The 16015-nt window shown below is 65.3% G+C and carries 17 protein-coding genes; 8 read left to right on the forward strand and 9 right to left on the reverse strand.

The genetic code is table 11. The features are described 5' to 3' along the window. Positions 1-24 precede the first annotated feature (24 nt). From atpA to HBF24_RS09305, 4 genes are all read left to right on the forward strand, one after another. Positions 25-1572, forward strand: a complete 1548-nt coding sequence (gene atpA / locus HBF24_RS09290; protein ID WP_167172201.1) for a F0F1 ATP synthase subunit alpha — start codon at positions 25-27, stop codon at positions 1570-1572. Positions 1573-1676: 104 nt separating this feature from the next. Beyond that, positions 1677-2600, forward strand: coding sequence for a F0F1 ATP synthase subunit gamma (gene atpG / locus HBF24_RS09295; RefSeq protein WP_167172204.1), 924 nt, complete (start codon positions 1677-1679; stop codon positions 2598-2600). A gap of 85 nt (positions 2601-2685) precedes the next feature. Further along, positions 2686-4119: a F0F1 ATP synthase subunit beta gene (gene atpD, locus HBF24_RS09300; RefSeq protein ID WP_167172207.1), complete on the forward strand. Its 1434-nt coding sequence runs from the start codon at positions 2686-2688 to the stop codon at positions 4117-4119. 131 nt (positions 4120-4250) lie between these two features. Beyond that, entirely contained in the window at positions 4251-4673 is a 423-nt protein-coding gene (locus tag HBF24_RS09305; RefSeq protein ID WP_167172210.1) for a F0F1 ATP synthase subunit epsilon, read from the forward strand. A 136-nt stretch (positions 4674-4809) separates the two neighbouring features. On the opposite strand, the gene HBF24_RS09310 is transcribed toward HBF24_RS09305, so the two are convergent. After that, complete coding sequence (locus tag HBF24_RS09310) at positions 4810-5331, reverse strand: DUF3016 domain-containing protein (protein WP_240922351.1); 522 nt, start codon at positions 5329-5331, stop codon at positions 4810-4812. A 171-nt stretch (positions 5332-5502) separates the two neighbouring features. On the opposite strand from HBF24_RS09310, the gene HBF24_RS09315 reads away from it, so the two are divergent. The 4 genes from HBF24_RS09315 (at position 5503) to asnB (ending at position 9544) form a co-directional block, all read left to right on the forward strand. After that, entirely contained in the window at positions 5503-6585 is a 1083-nt protein-coding gene (locus HBF24_RS09315; RefSeq protein ID WP_167172213.1) for a DUF748 domain-containing protein, read from the forward strand. A 113-nt stretch (positions 6586-6698) separates the two neighbouring features. After that, positions 6699-7214, forward strand: coding sequence for an energy transducer TonB (locus tag HBF24_RS09320; protein ID WP_167172214.1), 516 nt, complete (start codon positions 6699-6701; stop codon positions 7212-7214). Positions 7215-7235: 21 nt separating this feature from the next. Further along, the gene (locus tag HBF24_RS09325) at positions 7236-7769 is read left to right on the forward strand and encodes a hypothetical protein (RefSeq protein ID WP_167172216.1); all 534 of its coding nucleotides are present in this window, start codon (positions 7236-7238) and stop codon (positions 7767-7769) included. Between the two features lie 110 nt (positions 7770-7879). Further along, on the forward strand, positions 7880-9544 hold the full coding sequence (gene asnB, locus HBF24_RS09330) for an asparagine synthase B (RefSeq protein WP_167172218.1): 1665 nt from the start codon (positions 7880-7882) through the stop codon (positions 9542-9544). 27 nt (positions 9545-9571) lie between these two features. On the opposite strand, the gene fabG is transcribed toward asnB, so the two are convergent. The 8 genes from fabG to HBF24_RS09370 all read right to left on the reverse strand — a co-directional run bounded on the left by fabG (position 9572) and on the right by HBF24_RS09370 (position 15896). Then, positions 9572-10306, reverse strand: a complete 735-nt coding sequence (gene fabG, locus HBF24_RS09335) for a 3-oxoacyl-ACP reductase FabG (RefSeq protein WP_167172220.1) — start codon at positions 10304-10306, stop codon at positions 9572-9574. Then, on the reverse strand, positions 10303-10743 hold the full coding sequence (locus tag HBF24_RS09340) for a phosphotransferase (protein ID WP_167172222.1): 441 nt from the start codon (positions 10741-10743) through the stop codon (positions 10303-10305). The genes fabG and HBF24_RS09340 overlap by 4 nt, the downstream gene beginning before the upstream one ends. Further along, the gene (locus tag HBF24_RS09345) at positions 10736-13060 is read right to left on the reverse strand and encodes an MMPL family transporter (protein ID WP_343162737.1); all 2325 of its coding nucleotides are present in this window, start codon (positions 13058-13060) and stop codon (positions 10736-10738) included. The genes HBF24_RS09340 and HBF24_RS09345 overlap by 8 nt, the downstream gene beginning before the upstream one ends. After that, positions 13050-13691: a LolA-related protein gene (locus tag HBF24_RS09350; RefSeq protein WP_167172224.1), complete on the reverse strand. Its 642-nt coding sequence runs from the start codon at positions 13689-13691 to the stop codon at positions 13050-13052. The genes HBF24_RS09345 and HBF24_RS09350 overlap by 11 nt, the downstream gene beginning before the upstream one ends. Beyond that, on the reverse strand, positions 13639-14595 hold the full coding sequence (locus tag HBF24_RS09355) for an acyltransferase (RefSeq protein WP_167172226.1): 957 nt from the start codon (positions 14593-14595) through the stop codon (positions 13639-13641). Before HBF24_RS09355 ends, HBF24_RS09350 begins: the two co-directional genes overlap by 53 nt. Then, entirely contained in the window at positions 14592-14891 is a 300-nt protein-coding gene (locus HBF24_RS09360; RefSeq protein WP_167172228.1) for a hydroxymyristoyl-ACP dehydratase, read from the reverse strand. The genes HBF24_RS09355 and HBF24_RS09360 overlap by 4 nt, the downstream gene beginning before the upstream one ends. Next, positions 14888-15511 carry a xanthomonadin biosynthesis protein gene (locus HBF24_RS09365; RefSeq protein ID WP_167172230.1) on the reverse strand — a complete coding sequence of 208 codons (624 nt, stop codon included), beginning with the start codon at positions 15509-15511 and terminating at the stop codon, positions 14888-14890. The genes HBF24_RS09360 and HBF24_RS09365 overlap by 4 nt, the downstream gene beginning before the upstream one ends. A gap of 115 nt (positions 15512-15626) precedes the next feature. Then, a complete protein-coding gene (locus HBF24_RS09370; protein WP_167172232.1) occupies positions 15627-15896 on the reverse strand; it encodes a phosphopantetheine-binding protein in 270 nt (89 codons plus the stop codon). Positions 15897-16015 lie beyond the last annotated feature (119 nt).

Raw genomic sequence — 16015 nt, forward strand, 5'->3', positions numbered from 1 at the left:
GATTGAGATCGCCGGGAAACGACTATGGCAACCCAGCTCAACCCTTCTGAAATCAGCGAACTGATCAAGCACCGCATCGAGCAGTTCAAGCTCTCCTCGGAGGCACGCAACGAAGGCACGCTGATCGGCGTGTCCGACGGCATCGTGCGCATCCACGGCCTGGCCGACGTGATGCAGGGCGAAATGATCGAGCTGCCGGGCGATACCTTCGCCCTGGCGCTGAACCTGGAGCGCGACTCGGTCGGCGCCGTGGTGCTGGGTGAATATCAGCATCTGCGCGAAGGCGACATCGCCAAGACCACCGGCCGCATCCTGGAAGTGCCGGTCGGCGAGGCCCTGCTGGGTCGCGTGGTCGACGCGCTGGGCAACCCGATCGACGGCAAGGGCGCCATCGAGGCCCAGGGCAGCAGCCCGGTCGAGAAGGTGGCCCCGGGCGTGATTTGGCGTCAGAGCGTCGACCAGCCGGTGCAGACCGGCTACAAGTCGGTCGACTCGATGATCCCGATCGGCCGTGGTCAGCGTGAGCTGGTCATCGGTGACCGTCAGACCGGCAAGACCGCGCTGGCCGTCGACGCGATCATCAACCAGAAAGACTCGGGCATTAAGTGCATCTACGTGGCCATCGGCCAGAAGCGCAGCTCGATCGCCAACGTCGTGCGCAAGCTGGAAGAGAACGGCGCGCTCGATCACACCATCATCGTGGTGGCCTCGGCCTCCGAGTCGGCCGCGCTGCAGTTCATTGCGCCGTATGCCGGTTGCGCCATGGGCGAGTACTTCCGCGATCGTGGCGAAGATGCGCTGATCGTGTACGACGACCTGTCCAAGCAGGCCGTGGCCTATCGCCAGATCTCGCTGCTGCTCAAGCGCCCGCCGGGCCGTGAGGCGTTCCCGGGTGACGTGTTCTACCTGCACAGCCGCCTGCTCGAGCGTGCCGCGCGCGTCAACGCCGAGTACGTGGAAAAGCAGACCAACGGCGAGGTTAAGGGCAAGACCGGTTCGCTGACTGCGCTGCCGATCATCGAGACCCAGGCCGGCGACGTGTCCGCGTTCGTGCCGACCAACGTGATCTCGATCACCGACGGCCAGATCTTCCTGGAGACCGACCTGTTCAACGCCGGCATCCGGCCGGCCGTGAACGCCGGTATCTCGGTGTCGCGCGTGGGTGGTTCGGCGCAGACCAAGATCGTCAAGAAGCTGTCCGGCGGCATCAAGCTGTCGCTGGCCCAGTACCGCGAGCTGGCGGCCTTCGCGCAGTTCGCCTCGGATCTGGATGCGGCCACCCGCGCCCAGCTCGAGCGTGGCCAGCGCGTCACCGAGCTGATGAAGCAGCGCCAGTACGCGCCGCTGTCGATTGCCGAACTGGCCGTGTCGGTGTTTGCCGCCGAAGAGGGCTATCTGGACGATCTGCCCATCGACAAGGTGCTGCCGTTCGAGAAGGCGCTGCATGCCTTCATGCATCAGAACCATGGCCAGCTGATGAGCACCATCGTCGAGACCGGCAACTGGAACGACGACATCAAGGGCCAGTTCAAGGCGGCCCTGGACGAGTTCAAGAAGACCGGTAGTTGGTGAAGAGCCGGGAATAGGAAATAGAGAATTAAAAAAAAGCGCTGACGCGCCGTTTCTTTCCTTTCCATTCCCGATTCCCCCCCCGAGCGAGCAGAGCGAGCGAGAAAATGGCAGGCGGACGCGAAATCAAAACCAAGATCAAGAGCACGCAAAACATGCGTAAGGTGACGCGTGCTCTGGAAATGGTCTCGGCCTCGAAAATCCGCAAGGCGCAGGATCTGATGCGCGCCTCGCGTCCGTATGCGCGTTCCATGCGCCAGGTCATCGCCCACGTGGCCCAGGCCAGCACGGACTTTCGTCATCCGTTCCTGGTCGAGCGTGCCGATGTGGCGCGCGTGGCCTACATCGTCGTGGCGACCGACCGCGGCCTGTGCGGCGGCCTCAATTCCAACCTGTTCCGCAAGGTGCTGGCCGATGTGCGCCAGTGGCAGGACAAGGGTGTGGAAGTGGACATGGTCGCGATCGGCCAGAAAGCGGTGCAGTTCTTCCGTCGCATCAAGGGTGTGAACCTGGTGGCCACCACCACGCACCTGGGCGAGCGTCCCAAGCTGGAGCAGCTGATCGGCTCCATCAAGGTGGTGCTCGATGCCTACACCGGCGGCAAGCTGGACCGCGTGATCCTGGCCTTCAACGATTTCGTCAACACCATGGTGCAGAAGCCGCGTCTGGACGCACTGTTGCCGCTGCCGACCGCCGCCGAGCAGATCCGCAAGGAAAGCCGCGAGCAGGGCGATGGCGACACCGTGGTGGCGATCGACATCAAGCGCGAGCACGACTGGGACTACCTGTACGAGCCCGACGCCGGCAGCGTGCTCGAGCACGTGCTGAGCCGTTATGTGGAATCGCTGGTGTACCAGGCCACGCTGGAGAATCTGGCCAGTGAGCACGCCGCGCGCATGGTCGCCATGAAGGCCGCCTCGGACAACGCCAACAAGGTCATCGACGAGCTCACGCTGGTCTACAACAAGGCCCGCCAGGCCGCCATCACCCAGGAGATCTCCGAGATCGTGGGCGGTGCCGCGGCGGTTTGAGGCCAACGCAAGATTATTCGTATTCGTGTTGCCGCCGTCGGCGGGAACGGTACAGTTAAAAGGTTAGAGGTTCGGAGTCAAAGACATGAGCCAGGGCAAAGTTGTTCAGATCATCGGCGCGGTGGTCGACGTCGAGTTTCCGCGCGACCAGGTGCCGAAGGTGTACGACGCGCTGAAGGTCGACGGCACCGAAATCACCCTCGAAGTGCAGCAGCAGCTCGGTGACGGCGTGGTCCGCACCATCGCGCTGGGCTCCACCGATGGCCTCAAGCGCGGTCTTGTCGCGCAGAACACCGGCGAAGGCATCAAGGTGCCGGTCGGCACGGCCACGCTGGGTCGCATCATGGACGTGCTGGGCCGCCCCATCGACGAGGTCGGCCCGATCGAGGCCGACGATCAGTGGGTGATCCATCGCGAGGCGCCGGCTTACGACGAGCAGGCACTGGCCAGCGAGTTGCTGGAAACCGGCATCAAGGTGATCGATCTGGTCTGCCCGTTCGCCAAGGGCGGCAAGGTCGGCCTGTTCGGCGGCGCCGGCGTCGGCAAGACCGTGAACATGCTCGAGCTGATCAACAACATCGCTACCCAGCATTCGGGTCTGTCGGTGTTCGCCGGTGTCGGCGAGCGTACCCGCGAGGGCAACGACTTCTACCACGAGATGCAGGACGCCGGCGTGGTCAAGGTAGACAACCTGCCCGAGTCCAAGGTGGCGATGGTCTACGGCCAGATGAACGAGCCGCCGGGCAACCGTCTGCGCGTGGCGCTGACCGGTTTGACCATGGCCGAGTACTTCCGTGACGAAAAGGACGAGAACGGCAAGGGCCGTGACGTGCTGTTCTTCGTCGACAACATCTACCGTTACACACTGGCGGGTACCGAGGTCTCGGCGCTGCTGGGCCGCATGCCTTCCGCAGTGGGCTATCAGCCTACGCTGGCCGAGGAAATGGGCGTGCTGCAGGAGCGCATCACCTCCACCAAGACCGGTTCGATCACCTCGATCCAGGCGGTCTACGTGCCCGCCGACGACTATACCGATCCGTCGCCGGCCACCACCTTCGCGCATCTGGATTCGACCGTGGCGCTGTCGCGTGACATCGCCAGCCTGGGTATCTACCCGGCGGTGGATCCGCTGGCCTCGACCAGTCGTCAGCTCGATCCGCAGATCATCGGTCAGGAGCACTACGACGTGGCGCGCAAGGTGCAGGGTACCCTGCAGCGTTACAAGGAGCTCAAGGACATCATCGCGATTCTGGGCATGGACGAGCTGTCCGAAGAGGACAAGCAGGTCGTGGCCCGCGCGCGCAAGTGCGAGCGCTTCTTCAGCCAGCCGTTCCACGTCGCCGAAGTGTTCACCGGTGCGCCGGGCAAGTACGTGCCGCTGAGCGAAACCATCCGCGGCTTCAAGATGATTGTCGAGGGCGAGGTCGATCACCTGCCCGAGCAGGCCTTCTACATGGTCGGCAGCATCGACGATGCCATCAAGAAGGGCGAGGAGATGGGGGCGAAGAAGGCAGCCTGAGGCTGCCTTCCGGGCATGGAGAATAGGGAGTTGGGACTCGCAGAGCGCCGCACTTGCGCGCACTGCGTTCCAACCATCCCCGACGCCCCATCCCCGATTTCCCCGAACGAGCGAAGCGAGAGAGAAATCCCATGACAACCATCCGCTGTGACATCGTCAGCGCCGAAGCCGAGATCTTTCACGGCGAAGCCACGCTGGTCATTGCCACCGGCGAGCAGGGCGAGCTGGGCATCGCGCCGCGTCACGCGCCGCTGATCACCCGCCTCAAGCCCGGTCCGGTGGAAGTGGTGCAGGCCAACGGCGAGCGCCAGTCGTTCTTCGTCTCCGGCGGCATTCTCGAAGTGCAGCCGCAGGTGGTGACGGTGCTGGCCGATACCGCAGCGCGTGCCACTGATCTGGACGAAGCCTCGGCGCAGAAGGCCAAGGAAGAAGCCGAGCAGGCGCTGGCCAATCGCACTGATGCGCTGGAGGTGGCCGAGGCCCAGGCCAAGCTGGCCGAGGCCATGGCTCAGTTGCAGGCGCTGGAGCGTCTGCGCAAGAATCTCAAGCACTAAGCGCCCACGGCTCGCTTTCGGGCCGTATGCGCCGCCACCAAAACGCCGGCCTATTGCCGGCGTTTTTTATGCACGGGGGCGGGCGCCAAGGACAGCCCGCCTGCCCGCCCGACATGACAGTGTGGGCCAACGGCTGCTAAAGGCGATCCGGCCCACGGCGCAGCCAATTCTTGATCAGCGCTTTCTCGTAGCGCAGCGGATCCTGGTTGGTGCTGCTTACTGTATCCATGAATGCCAGATTGGTCAGCTTGCGCTGGCCCTGTCGCAGCACCGTGCCGTTGGTACCGTACAGCGTGAAGTTGAGTTCGATGCGCGGTGGGTAGATCGACTTGATGATGCGCACATGGTCGAAGTTGGGTCCCAGCCATGGCTCGAAACTGCCCGCGCGGGCGATGTCGGTGATGGTCACCTCCAGTCGCTGACCGGGCGCCAGCACGCCGTCTGCCTGCTTGATCAAGTAGCGTTTGAGCTGGGCCAGGTAATCATCGTCCTCATTGAAGATGCCGGCGCCATGCAGGCGCTTGGTTTCGGTGAAGCCGGCCGGATGCTGATAATGGACCACTGTGCGGGTGTCAGGCTGTCTGGCCATGGCGGTCGCGCCAAGCGAAAGCCCCAGCAGCAGGACCAGAACGATACGGGTCAGGCGAATACGATGCATGGCGGGTTCCTCCGATCAGCACCAGGCTGGCGGTGCACTCAAGCCAGTCAGGGGGATGCACCGCTCACCGGCAAATATACACCCGGACGATATGGACGGATGGCCATATGTTTGGCGCAACGTCATGCATGAACGGTTAGCATCACGGTACTTGCATGTGCCGGAGCGCCCGTGAAACGCCGTTACCGTCTGCCGTTGACCATCCTGCTGGTCGTCGTCGTGCTGCTGCTGGCCATCCGGTTGGCGTTGCCGGATATTGTGCGCCACGAGCTCAACGCGCGCATGGCCGACATGGGCGACTACAGCGGGCACATTGATGACGTCGACCTGCATCTTTGGCGAGGTGCTTACTCGCTGGACGGGCTGACCATTACCAAAGTCAGCGGCAAGGTGCCGGTGCCTCTGCTCGACACGCCGCACATGAATATCTCCTTGAGTTGGCACGCGCTTTGGCATGGGGCGATTCGTGCCAAGGTCGACTTCAAGCGGCCCGTACTCAACTTCGTCGACGGCTCAGGCCACAGCGACACCCAGGCCGGCACCGGCGTGGATTGGCGCGTACAGCTGCAGAAGCTGGTACCGATTCAGCTCGATCAGGTGCGTGTCGATAATGGCACGGTCACCTTCCACAACTTCATCTCCAAGCCACGGGTGGATCTGAAGGCGACCGAAGTCGACGCGGTGGCGACCAATCTGACCAATGCCAGCCGCAAGGATGGTGCTCGCGTGGCCACTTTCCGCGCCGACGCCAAGATACTGGGCGGCGCGCCCCTGCACGCCAAGGCCGCTTTCGATCCGCTCTCGCATATGAAGAATTTCAGCTTTCAGCTGCGCGTGCTGCATATCGATCTGACCAAGGCCAACAGCCTGGCCCGCGCCTACGCCGGGCTGGATTTCGACTCCGGGCACGGCGACTTCGTGATGGAACTGGACGCCAAGCATGGCCATCTGGACGGCTACGCCAAGCCGCTTTTCAAGGACATGAAAATCTTCAGCTGGAAGCAGGATGTTGAAAAGGGCCATGAGGGTCCATTGCACGCAGCATGGGAGGCCGTGGCACAGGGGGTCACCTGGTTGTTCAAGAATCACGAGAAAAATCAGTTCGCCACCCGTGTGCCCATCCACGGCAGCATCGATGACAAGAAGCTGGGCACCATGCAGGCGGTGGTCAACGTGCTGCACAACGCCTTTGTGAAAGCGTACACGCCTCAACTTGAGCACTTAAAGCCGGCGCCGAAATCGGGTAAGGATTAGCCCGTCAGGCCTGGCTTGTGGCGGCGTTCGGCTGCGCTATAGTCTAACCTAAGGCCGACACACGGGAAGTGGCGATGCGCTGGGTGATAAACCAGGGACAAACCGGCAGGCTCATGTTGATGGCGGCAGTGCTGGCACTGGCCGGTTGTCAGCATGCTGTCAAGCCGACACCACCGCCCCCGCCGGCGCCCAAGCCGAATGTGTCCTACGAGGCGGTGAAGTCCCCGCAGGGCGTGTCGCACTACAAGGTGAAAACAGGGCATCAGATGGTCGGCGCGGCCTTTGTGCATCACGTCGTGCCGGTATACCCGAAGGCCCTGGTGCCGCAGCAGCTGCCGCCGACGTCGGTGACCGCCACACTGGTGGCCAACGCCCAGGGCACGGTCACGCGCGTGTTGATTCCGGCCATGGCCACCGATACCCCCGACCAGCAGGCTTTCGACCACGCGGTGCGTGAAGCGGTGCGGCAATGGCGCTTCAGTCCGTTGCATGATTCGCTATGGAAGACCGAGCCCGATGGCACTTCGGTGCGCGTCGATGATGGGCCGGGCAAGCCATTCAGTCTGACGTACCGCTTTCACTTCAAGCTGGTCGACGGCAAACCGGTGGTCCAGTCCAGTCACGGTTGATCGGACAACAAGGAGTAATGCATGAAAGCCAGAGGATGGTGCATGCCGGCCGCGCTCGCCGCGGTCGCGTTGATCTCAGGATGCGAGCATGTGGCGGTCAAAACCGCGTCGCCCAGTGGTGACGTCTCCTACGAGGCAGTGGAGCCGCCGCCCGGTCCACACGCACGCTACACGTTGAAAGCCGGCCAGTCGGCGCTGGGCGCCAAGGAAGAAAAACGGGTCATCCCGACCTATCCCAAGGCGCTGATCGGTCGGGGCTTGGCACCGGTATCGGTGACCGCCACCCTGGTGGTCGACCGCCAGGGCGCGGTCAAGCGCGTGCTGATCGACGGCGAGGAAACCGATGATGCCACGACCCGCGCCTTCGACGCCGCGGTGCGCAAGGCCGGGCTGCAATGGCATTTCACGCCGCTGCGCGTGGGTACGTGGAAAACCGAACCCGATGGGTCACGCTGGTTTGTCGGCAACAAGGCCGCCAAGCCGTTCAGCCTGCGCTATCGATTCCACTTCAAACTGGTCGATGGCAAACCGGTGGTCGACGGCGGTCGCAGCTGACGAATCGAGGCTTTCGGCGGGGTTGCGGCTTCAGGTTCCAACCAAAACTCATTTCAACCGTCAGTATGCTGCGTGCCAGCATGATCCCCAGCCCTTGGGAGATGTCAGACATGTGTGGTTTTGTGGCGGTACTGGACCCGGCCGGCGACGTCAGCGCGCTGCGCCCTGCCCTGCTTGAGCAGGCACGCAGCCTGCGCCATCGCGGGCCCGACTGGAGTGGTGTCTACGCCGACCCCAATGCCATTCTTTGCCACGAGCGTCTGGCCATCGTCGACGTGCTGCATGGCGCGCAGCCGCTGACCTCGGCCGATGGCGAGCAGGTGCTGGCGGTCAACGGTGAAATCTACAACCACCGTCAGTTGCGCGCCGAACTAGCTGACTACGCTTTCGCCACCGATTCGGACTGCGAGGTGATCCTGCCGTTGTACCGCGAGCAGGGCCACGACTTCCTCAATCGTCTCAACGGCATGTTCGCCTTCGTGCTTTGGGATCGCGCTCGCGGCGACTGGCTGATTGCGCGCGATCCGATCGGCATCATTCCGCTGTACACCGGTCACGACGCGTCCGGGCGCATGTATGTGGCCTCGGAGATGAAGGCGCTGACCGGGATCTGCGTCAGCATCGAGGCGTTCCCGCCCGGGCACTATCAGACCAGCGAATCGGGTGGCCCGCAGCGTTATTACAGCCCGGACTGGCGCGCTTTCGAGCAGGTCGAGGCCGGCCCGTCGGACCCCGCGCCGCTGCGAGAGGCGCTGGAGCAGTCCGTGCACCGGCATATGATGAGCGACGTGCCCTACGGCGTACTGCTTTCCGGCGGCCTGGATTCATCGCTGATCGCCGCGCTGACCGCCAAATACGCGGCCAAGCGCACCGAGGATGACGATCGCAGCGACGCCTGGTGGCCGCGCCTGCATACCTTTTCCATTGGCCTGGAAGGCTCACCTGACCTGGCCGCGGCCAAGACCGTGGCCGATGCGCTGGGCACGGTTCACCACAGTTTCCACTTCACCGTGCAGGAAGGCCTGGACGCGCTGTCGGATGTGATCCGGCACGTGGAAACCTACGATGTCACCACCATTCGCGCGTCCACACCGATGTACCTGATGGCGCGGCGCATCCGCGCCATGGGCATCAAGATGGTGCTGTCCGGTGAAGGCGCCGACGAGATTTTCGGTGGCTATCTGTACTTCCACATGGCGCCGGATGATCGCGAGTTTCACGAGGAACTGGTGCGCAAGCTCGACGGCCTGCACAACTACGATTGTCTGCGCGCCAACAAGTCGATGGCGGCCTGGGGCGTGGAGGCACGCGTGCCGTTCCTGGATCGCCAGTTCCTGGACGTGGCCATGCAAATGGCGCCTTCCATCAAGCGTCCGGGCAACGGGCGCATCGAGAAGAACATTCTGCGCGAGGCCGGTCGCGGTCTGCTGCCTGATTCGGTGCTGTGGCGGCAGAAGGAGCAGTTTTCCGATGGCGTGGGCTACGGCTGGATCGATGCGCTGAAGGACTGGGCCGAGGCCCAGGTCACCGACGCGCAGATGGCGGTGGCGGCGCAACGTTTTCCGGTCAATCCGCCGGCCAGCAAGGAGGCCTACGCCTACCGCGTGTTGTTCGAGCGCCATTATCCGGGCGACAACGCCGCGCGCCTGGTGCCCGGTGGCCCTTCCATCGCCTGCTCCACGCCGACCGCTTATCGCTGGTCGCAGAGCTTTGCCGGCCATGATGACCCGTCCGGCCGTGCCGTGCTTGGCGTGCATCAGAAGGCCAACGCCTGAGTTGGCCATGGCCTGGGCGGCGGCGCGCTAACCCATGCCGCCGTTGACGCCGATGACCTGGCCGTTGATGTAGCCAGCGGCCGATGACGCCAGAAACGCCACCAGCGCGGCGACATCCTCGGGCCTGCCTGGCTTGCCGGCCGGCACCATGGCCTTGACCTGCTCGGGGGCGAACAGGGCATCGGTCATGCGTCCGGCGATGATGCCCGGCGCGACCACGTTGGCGGTGATGCCGCGCGAGCCCATTTCCCGCGCCAGTGATTTGATGGCGCCGTGCAGGCCGGCCTTGGCCGCGGCATAGTTGGCCTGGCCGCGATTGCCTAACACGCCGGCCACCGAGCCGATGGCGATCACGCGGCCAAAACGCTGGCGTGCCATCGGCAGCAGCAGCGGCTGGGTGACATTGAAAAAGCCATGCAGGGAAACATCGATCACGCGCTGCCAGCGTGCCGCATCCATGCCGGCCATCGGCGCATCGTCGTGAATACCGGCATTGCTGATCACGCTGGCGATGGGGCCGGCCTCCAGCAATGCATCGATAGCCTGTGCCGTCGCCACCGCATCGGCGACATCAAAGCTGATTGCCTCGGCCGAGCCGCCGGTTTCCGTGATCGCGGCGACCACGCCTTCGGCGCGCTCGCGGTTGGCGTTGGCGTGCACGATGACGTGATAGCCGCCAGCGGCCAGAGCGCGGCAGATAGCGCCGCCGATGTCGCCGCTGCCGCCGGTGACCAGGGCGCGACGTGGGTCAGCTTGGCTCATGTCGATGTCTCCTGCGGATGGATCACCGCGCAGCGGCCGCTGGCCAGTGTCTGGCCGTCGTGTTGCACGGAAAAACGGTATTGCGCGCCGCTGTCGTCGGCGAAAAGACACTGCGCCTGGATGCTGAGCGTGCCGGTATCGGGCACGAATTCGCAGCCCAACTGCACATCGCGCAGCGAGACCAGCATGCCCGGTCGCGGCCGCGTGGCGCCTTGCTCGCGCGCTTTCAGCGCGCCGTGGATAGCGGTGGCCTGGGCGCCGAATTCGGCCAGATGTACCGCGTGCAGCCGGCCATCGCGACGCAGCGGATGATCGGCGGCCGTGTGGCGGTGGCTTTGCGCGTGGATGTGCTCGGCATCCCAGACCAGCACGGTATCCAGCAGGCACATGGCTCCGGCGTGCGGAATCAGCGGGGCGAATTGATCACGTTCAAGCATCGGTGCGCTCCACATGCGGCGCCATCAGGATCGACAGGCAGAAATGGAAAGCCACGCCCAGGCTCACCGTCAGGCCGATGGCGCGCAGCACCGGAATGGACGAAAACGCCAGCATGCCGAACACCAGCAGCGCCGAGGCCACGCAAACCAGCGTGGCGTGCAGCGTGCGGCGCTGTTCGGCGGCATCACCAGTCTGGCGTTCGAAAAACAGCGCGTAATGCAGGCCCAAGCCAGCCGCCAGGATCAGCGCCACCAGGTGGAACAGGGAAATCTCGATGCCGACAGCGCGCTCCACCGCCAAGACCGCAAAAGTGGCCAGCGTCATCGGTGCCAGCACATGCCAGGCCCGGCGCAGGCTGCGCAAGGCGATGGTGATGGTCAGCACCAGCAGCAGCGTGGCCACCGCCAGTGCCTTGAGAATGCGCACGCGATAGGCGGCAATCAGCGATTCGGACGAGGCTTTAAGGTCCAGCAGGCGCACCTTGCCGCCGGTGTCTTTGGCCAGCGCCTGCAGAGCGGCGACATCGTGCACGCCCGACACGGTGGCAAGGCCGACCCAGCCGCGGCCCTCGCGTACCAGCATGGCGGTCAGACGCTGCGCCAGCGGCGAGCCGGCCAGCCTTGCCGGTGTCAATGGCGGCAGCTGGCGCGCGGTGGCGACATCGGCCAGGAACGGCTGGAACAGCCCGGCGCGGAACGGCATGCCGGCATCGGCCTGGGCCAGTGCATGCTTGAGTGTATCGGCATCGGGCAGACGCGCCTGGCGTGCGCGCTGCGTCCTGGCGCTGGGCAGGTAGCGCGAGGGCAGCTCCACCGCCTGCACCGCGCCGCGCTTTTGCAGTGCGTCGATGGTCGGCGTGATGCGCTCGGACAACTGCAGCACCCCTTCGGCGCTGTCGGCGTGCAGCAGCAGCAGATAACGCACGTCCGGTGCGCCCAGCGCCTGGCGCAGCCGCGCGTCGGTCGCCATCAGCTTGTGCGGCAGAGGCGTCAGCGCGGCCAGGTTGTTCTGCCAGAACGGCCCCGGCGCCAGCCACAGCGCTCCGATCACCGCGGCGCCCACCAGCACGGGGATGATCTTCGGCCGCGGCAGCGCATCGAAGCGTTGCCGCCAACGCGCCAGCGGCCGGCTGTCGGCAACATCGCGAAAGCGCTGCGGCAACACGTGGGGCAGCAGGTAGCGCGTGGAAAAGCCGGCTACCAGCAAACCGGCGATGGTAAATACCGCCAGTTGCTGCAGTCCCGGCACGCCCGAGGCGTAGAAGGCCAGATAGGCGATACAGGCCGAGGCGATGGCGGTCAGCAGCAGCGGCCACAGCGCGCGTACGCCGGCCAGCGCGTCGGCACCGGCGCGGCGATGGCTGAGCAGGCGGATCGGGTATTCCTGCGCCACCCCCAGCAGGGTGAAGCCAAACGCCAGCGTGATGCCGTGCACTTGCCCGAAACAGACCATCAACAAGGCCAGCCCGGCCAGCGCACCACTGGCCACCGGCAGCGCGCCCAGCAGCACCGCACGCGGGCTGCGGTAGGCCCAAAGCAGCAGCAATATGAAGCCGATGGTGGAGATACGCCCGAACCAGTCGGCCTCGGCGCGGGTGCGCGCATTGATCTTGACGCTGAAGTAGCCCGGGCCGCTCATCACCAGGTGCGCCTTGGCGTGATCGGGCAAGGCCTTGAAGGCGGCCTGGATGGCATCGATGGCCTGCTTTTGCGCCCCCGGATCGAACCCCGGCGCGCGCGTTTGCACCAGCAGAAGCGCCTCGCCGCGCTTGTCGAACCAGACGCCATCGCGTGTGTCCGGTGCGTTGGCAGGCGTCCAGCGCTGGGCGAGTTTCAGCATTTCCAGCGTCGGATCGCGTGGCAACCAGGTTTCCAGCATGGCGCCGGCCGGCGAGCCCAGGTCGGCCAGACGCTGCTGCAGTTGGTCGTGCAGGTAGGCGGCATCGAGCCGGTGCCTATCCAGTGTCGGTGACAGCAGGTAGCGATAAGGCAGCAGCTTGGGATCCAGGCTGTCCAGGTCGAAGCGGCCATTGATCACCTCGGTGAACTGCTTGTCGTGCTTTAACGCATCGCTCAGATCCTGGCTCAGGCCGGCCGCGGTATCGACATCGGCACCGGCGATGGCCAGCAGCAACAGACGCGAGCCGGGGCCATTGCCGATCTGGTCCATCAGCAACTGCTGGTCCGGCGTCGACGGCGGCGGCATGAAGCTGCGCAGGTCCGTGCTGACACGCAGACTGCGCGCCACGTACAGGCCGAGCAGAGCCAGAAGGCCCAGCCACACCAGCGCCAGGATCAGGCGCCGGCTAGTGTGCACGGCGGCACAGCCCCGTCAGTTGTGCACGATTGGGCTGCTTGGGCATTTTGGCCGCCAGCGGGCCGAGCAGGTCGATGGTGACGGTGCCGCCGGACTGGGCAATTTCCATGCAGTCCAGGGTGTCGCCGTGTCCATCCAGGCGGATGTGCGAAAGCCCTTTGGCCAGGCGCGCCGAGTCCGGGCGCAGGGTCAGCGTCCAGCTGTGCGCGGCATCGCCATCCAGGCGCGCACTGAAGCCTTTTTGCAGGCGCTGCGGGTTGCCCGAGAGCACCGCAACCAGGCTGTCCAGCAACGCTTTCAGCGGCGGCGCGCGATCGAGCGAGAAATGCCGTGTGCCATGGCCCTGGCGCGTCATCGCCACCTTGCCGTCGGCAATGACGGTGTGTTCCTTGTAGGGCGCGCTGACATCACGGCTCAGATGGTCGCCGCCCTGCCAGCTGAGCGTGCCCGAAACCACCAGCGCGCGGTCGAGCATGGCCGAGTACTTGGCCTCGGCGAATGGCGTCTGCGTGGGTGGGGCCTGCTTGAGCCCGGCAATCAGCGCGCTGGCCTGCGGCGACAGCCCCGCGGGTGCTGGATCAGGCGCGCGCGCCAGAGCCCAGGCCGGCATCAGCGCCAGCGTGCAGGCCATCAGCCTGGTGATCGTGCCAGAAATCATAGAAATTGAACCAGTTGTAGGGCGCGTTGCGTACCTGCGCTTCCAGTCGCTCGGCGTAGGCGTTGACGCACGCTTGCAGGGCCGCCTCGCGACGCTCGCGGGGAAACTCCACCGTATCGGCGAAGGGCTCGAAAGTCAGCTCGTAGCGATTGCCGCCGCGGTAGACGCCAAAGCACAACACCACGGGAATCTTCAGCGCGTTGGCCAGCAGCCACGGGCCGACCGGGAACGGTGCCGGATCGCCCAGGAACGGGGCGTGGCGCATCGGTTCATCCGGGCGGCCGCGATCGGCCAGCACCGCGATCATGTGGCCTTGCGAGGCCGCTTCGGCCAGCGCCAGCACCACCGAGGCCGGATCGCGCGCGCCGTCGATGACGCCGGCGGCCACATCCGGCGCCAGCGACTCCAGCAGTTCGGTCATGGCCGGCGTCTGCTGCTTGTTCAGCACCACCCGCAATGGCACATCGGGACGCCGCGAGGACAGCGTGCGCAGCGCTTCGAAACTGCCATGATGCGAGCCCAGCAGCAGCACGCCGCGGCCTTCACCGAGCTTGGCTTCGAGGGCTTCCAGGCCTTGCGCGCGTATCTCGAACGAGTCTTCGCCACGGGCCAGGAAAAACACGCGGTCGAGAATGGTCGAGGCAAAGCAGTGGATGTGCTTGAGCACGTGGCCGGCGTGCACCGGGTGTTTGCCGATGCGGCGCAGAAACGCGCGCGACGCGGCTCGCTCCGGACCACGGCGGATGAAAAAGTACAGCGTGATCGGATACAGGATCAGCCGCGCCAGGCCACGCCCGCCGTAAAGCGCAATGGTGCGGATCAGCCACAGGGCAAAGCGGCCGCCGCCTTCCGGACGCTGGCGCCAGTGCGCGCTCATGCCGGGTGCTCCAGCTGGCCGCGCGCCAGCAGCGTATCGCCGCGATGCACGGCAAAACGCACCCGCTGTGGATCGCGCCCGGCGCTCAGGGTGACCCGCGCCGATTGTGCCGGCAGCAACGGGGCGATGAACTTGGCATCGATCACGCGCGTCAGGGCTTTCTGGCGCCAGCTACGCAGCGCGCAGGCCACTTCGTCCAGAATCAGCACGCCGGGCACCAGCGGATGGCCGGGGAAGTGGCCGGGCAGGCAGGGATGCTCGGCGGCAATGGTGAAATCATGCGTGTACTCGTTCATGCCCACATGCCTCGCACCAGCGAAGGCCAGCAGGCGGCCAGATTGCGGGCAAATTCGGCCGGCCCCGGATGATGGATGTGCCGCAGACGCAGGCGGCGCACGCTGTATTCGCCCAGCATCGCCAGCACCGGCACCAGATAGCCTCCCAGGTGCGCGTACCAGACCATGGCCGGCGGCGGGGTCAGCTGCATCGGGCCGGTGCCCAGCCAGTAGGCGGCAAGCAGTAGTGTCTGCAGACCCAGCAGTACGGCCCAGAACACCGTGACCTGGCGTGCGTAGCGATGCACGCCGGGCAGGGCCAGGCGCGCCTCGCCCTCCATGCTGGCGATGATGCGTGCCACCAGCGGCTCGCGGCCAGCGCGCAAGGTGTGGCCAAACAGCCACGCCAGCGCCGCGTTGAAGGCCACCGGTACCGCATCGAGCAACCACGTTTGCTTGCCGTAGGCTACCGCCAGCGTGGCCAGCGCCGTCAGCAGCAGCCACAGCCCCCAGCCACGGCGTCCGGCGCGACCTTGCATGGCACAGGCGATGCCGGTCAGTAGCGCCGCCAGTCCGGCCACGGCCCATCCCGGCCGGTGCAGCAGGGCGGCGGCCAGGGCCAGTGGTGCATAGGTAAGCATCAGCGGGGCCGCGAGGGCTTGGATTGGGCGGGCGACGGGCATCGACACCATGTTCACAGGCAGTTGCGGCTGAATCTAGCATGCCTGCGGCACGCACACCGGCGCCGCGTATTGCTCAGCTGGTGCGGTGCTGCTCGATGTGCGCCGAAAGCGCACGCAGGCTGCCGAAAATGCGCTGATTGTCCGGGTTGTCCGAACGCAGCTGGAAGCCATAGCGCTTGGACACCGCCAGCGCGATCTCCAGCGCGTCGATCGAATCCAGGCCCAGATCGCCGCCGAACAGCGGCGCCTCCGGATCGATTTCCTCCGGTTTGACCTCTTCCAGGTTCAGGCTTTCGACAATGAGTTCGGCCAGTTCACGTTCGGCCGCGGTCTGCTCGGTCATGCTGCTATGCGCTCCCCGCATTGGCTGGTGGATCCCCCGGACCCAGCGGCCGCGGAGTGTAACATAGGGTGTTTTTCCCGCGGCCCAGCGGCCGTGATCAAACCAAGTGTCGAGGATAC

It is taken from the genome of Oleiagrimonas sp. C23AA, assembly GCF_011759385.1.
Lineage (GTDB): Bacteria > Pseudomonadota > Gammaproteobacteria > Xanthomonadales > Rhodanobacteraceae > Oleiagrimonas.

Excerpts from the sequence above, each read along its gene's own strand:
- HBF24_RS09350 (WP_167172224.1), bottom strand. The coding sequence starts at position 13,691 with ATGGCCTGCACGCTGGCGCTGATGCCGGCCTGGGCTCTGGCGCGCGCG.
- asnB (WP_167172218.1), top strand. The coding sequence starts at position 7,880 with ATGTGTGGTTTTGTGGCGGTACTGGACCCGGCCGGCGACGTCAGCGCG.
- HBF24_RS09325 (WP_167172216.1), top strand. The coding sequence starts at position 7,236 with ATGAAAGCCAGAGGATGGTGCATGCCGGCCGCGCTCGCCGCGGTCGCG.
- fabG (WP_167172220.1), bottom strand. The coding sequence starts at position 10,306 with ATGAGCCAAGCTGACCCACGTCGCGCCCTGGTCACCGGCGGCAGCGGC.
- HBF24_RS09355 (WP_167172226.1), bottom strand. The coding sequence starts at position 14,595 with ATGAGCGCGCACTGGCGCCAGCGTCCGGAAGGCGGCGGCCGCTTTGCC.
- HBF24_RS09370 (WP_167172232.1), bottom strand. The coding sequence starts at position 15,896 with ATGACCGAGCAGACCGCGGCCGAACGTGAACTGGCCGAACTCATTGTC.
- HBF24_RS09310 (WP_240922351.1), bottom strand. The coding sequence starts at position 5,331 with ATGCATCGTATTCGCCTGACCCGTATCGTTCTGGTCCTGCTGCTGGGG.
- HBF24_RS09320 (WP_167172214.1), top strand. The coding sequence starts at position 6,699 with ATGTTGATGGCGGCAGTGCTGGCACTGGCCGGTTGTCAGCATGCTGTC.
- HBF24_RS09365 (WP_167172230.1), bottom strand. The coding sequence starts at position 15,511 with ATGCTTACCTATGCACCACTGGCCCTGGCCGCCGCCCTGCTGCACCGG.
- HBF24_RS09340 (WP_167172222.1), bottom strand. The coding sequence starts at position 10,743 with ATGCTTGAACGTGATCAATTCGCCCCGCTGATTCCGCACGCCGGAGCC.
- atpG (WP_167172204.1), top strand. The coding sequence starts at position 1,677 with ATGGCAGGCGGACGCGAAATCAAAACCAAGATCAAGAGCACGCAAAAC.
- atpA (WP_167172201.1), top strand. The coding sequence starts at position 25 with ATGGCAACCCAGCTCAACCCTTCTGAAATCAGCGAACTGATCAAGCAC.
- HBF24_RS09360 (WP_167172228.1), bottom strand. The coding sequence starts at position 14,891 with ATGAACGAGTACACGCATGATTTCACCATTGCCGCCGAGCATCCCTGC.
- atpD (WP_167172207.1), top strand. The coding sequence starts at position 2,686 with ATGAGCCAGGGCAAAGTTGTTCAGATCATCGGCGCGGTGGTCGACGTC.
- HBF24_RS09305 (WP_167172210.1), top strand. The coding sequence starts at position 4,251 with ATGACAACCATCCGCTGTGACATCGTCAGCGCCGAAGCCGAGATCTTT.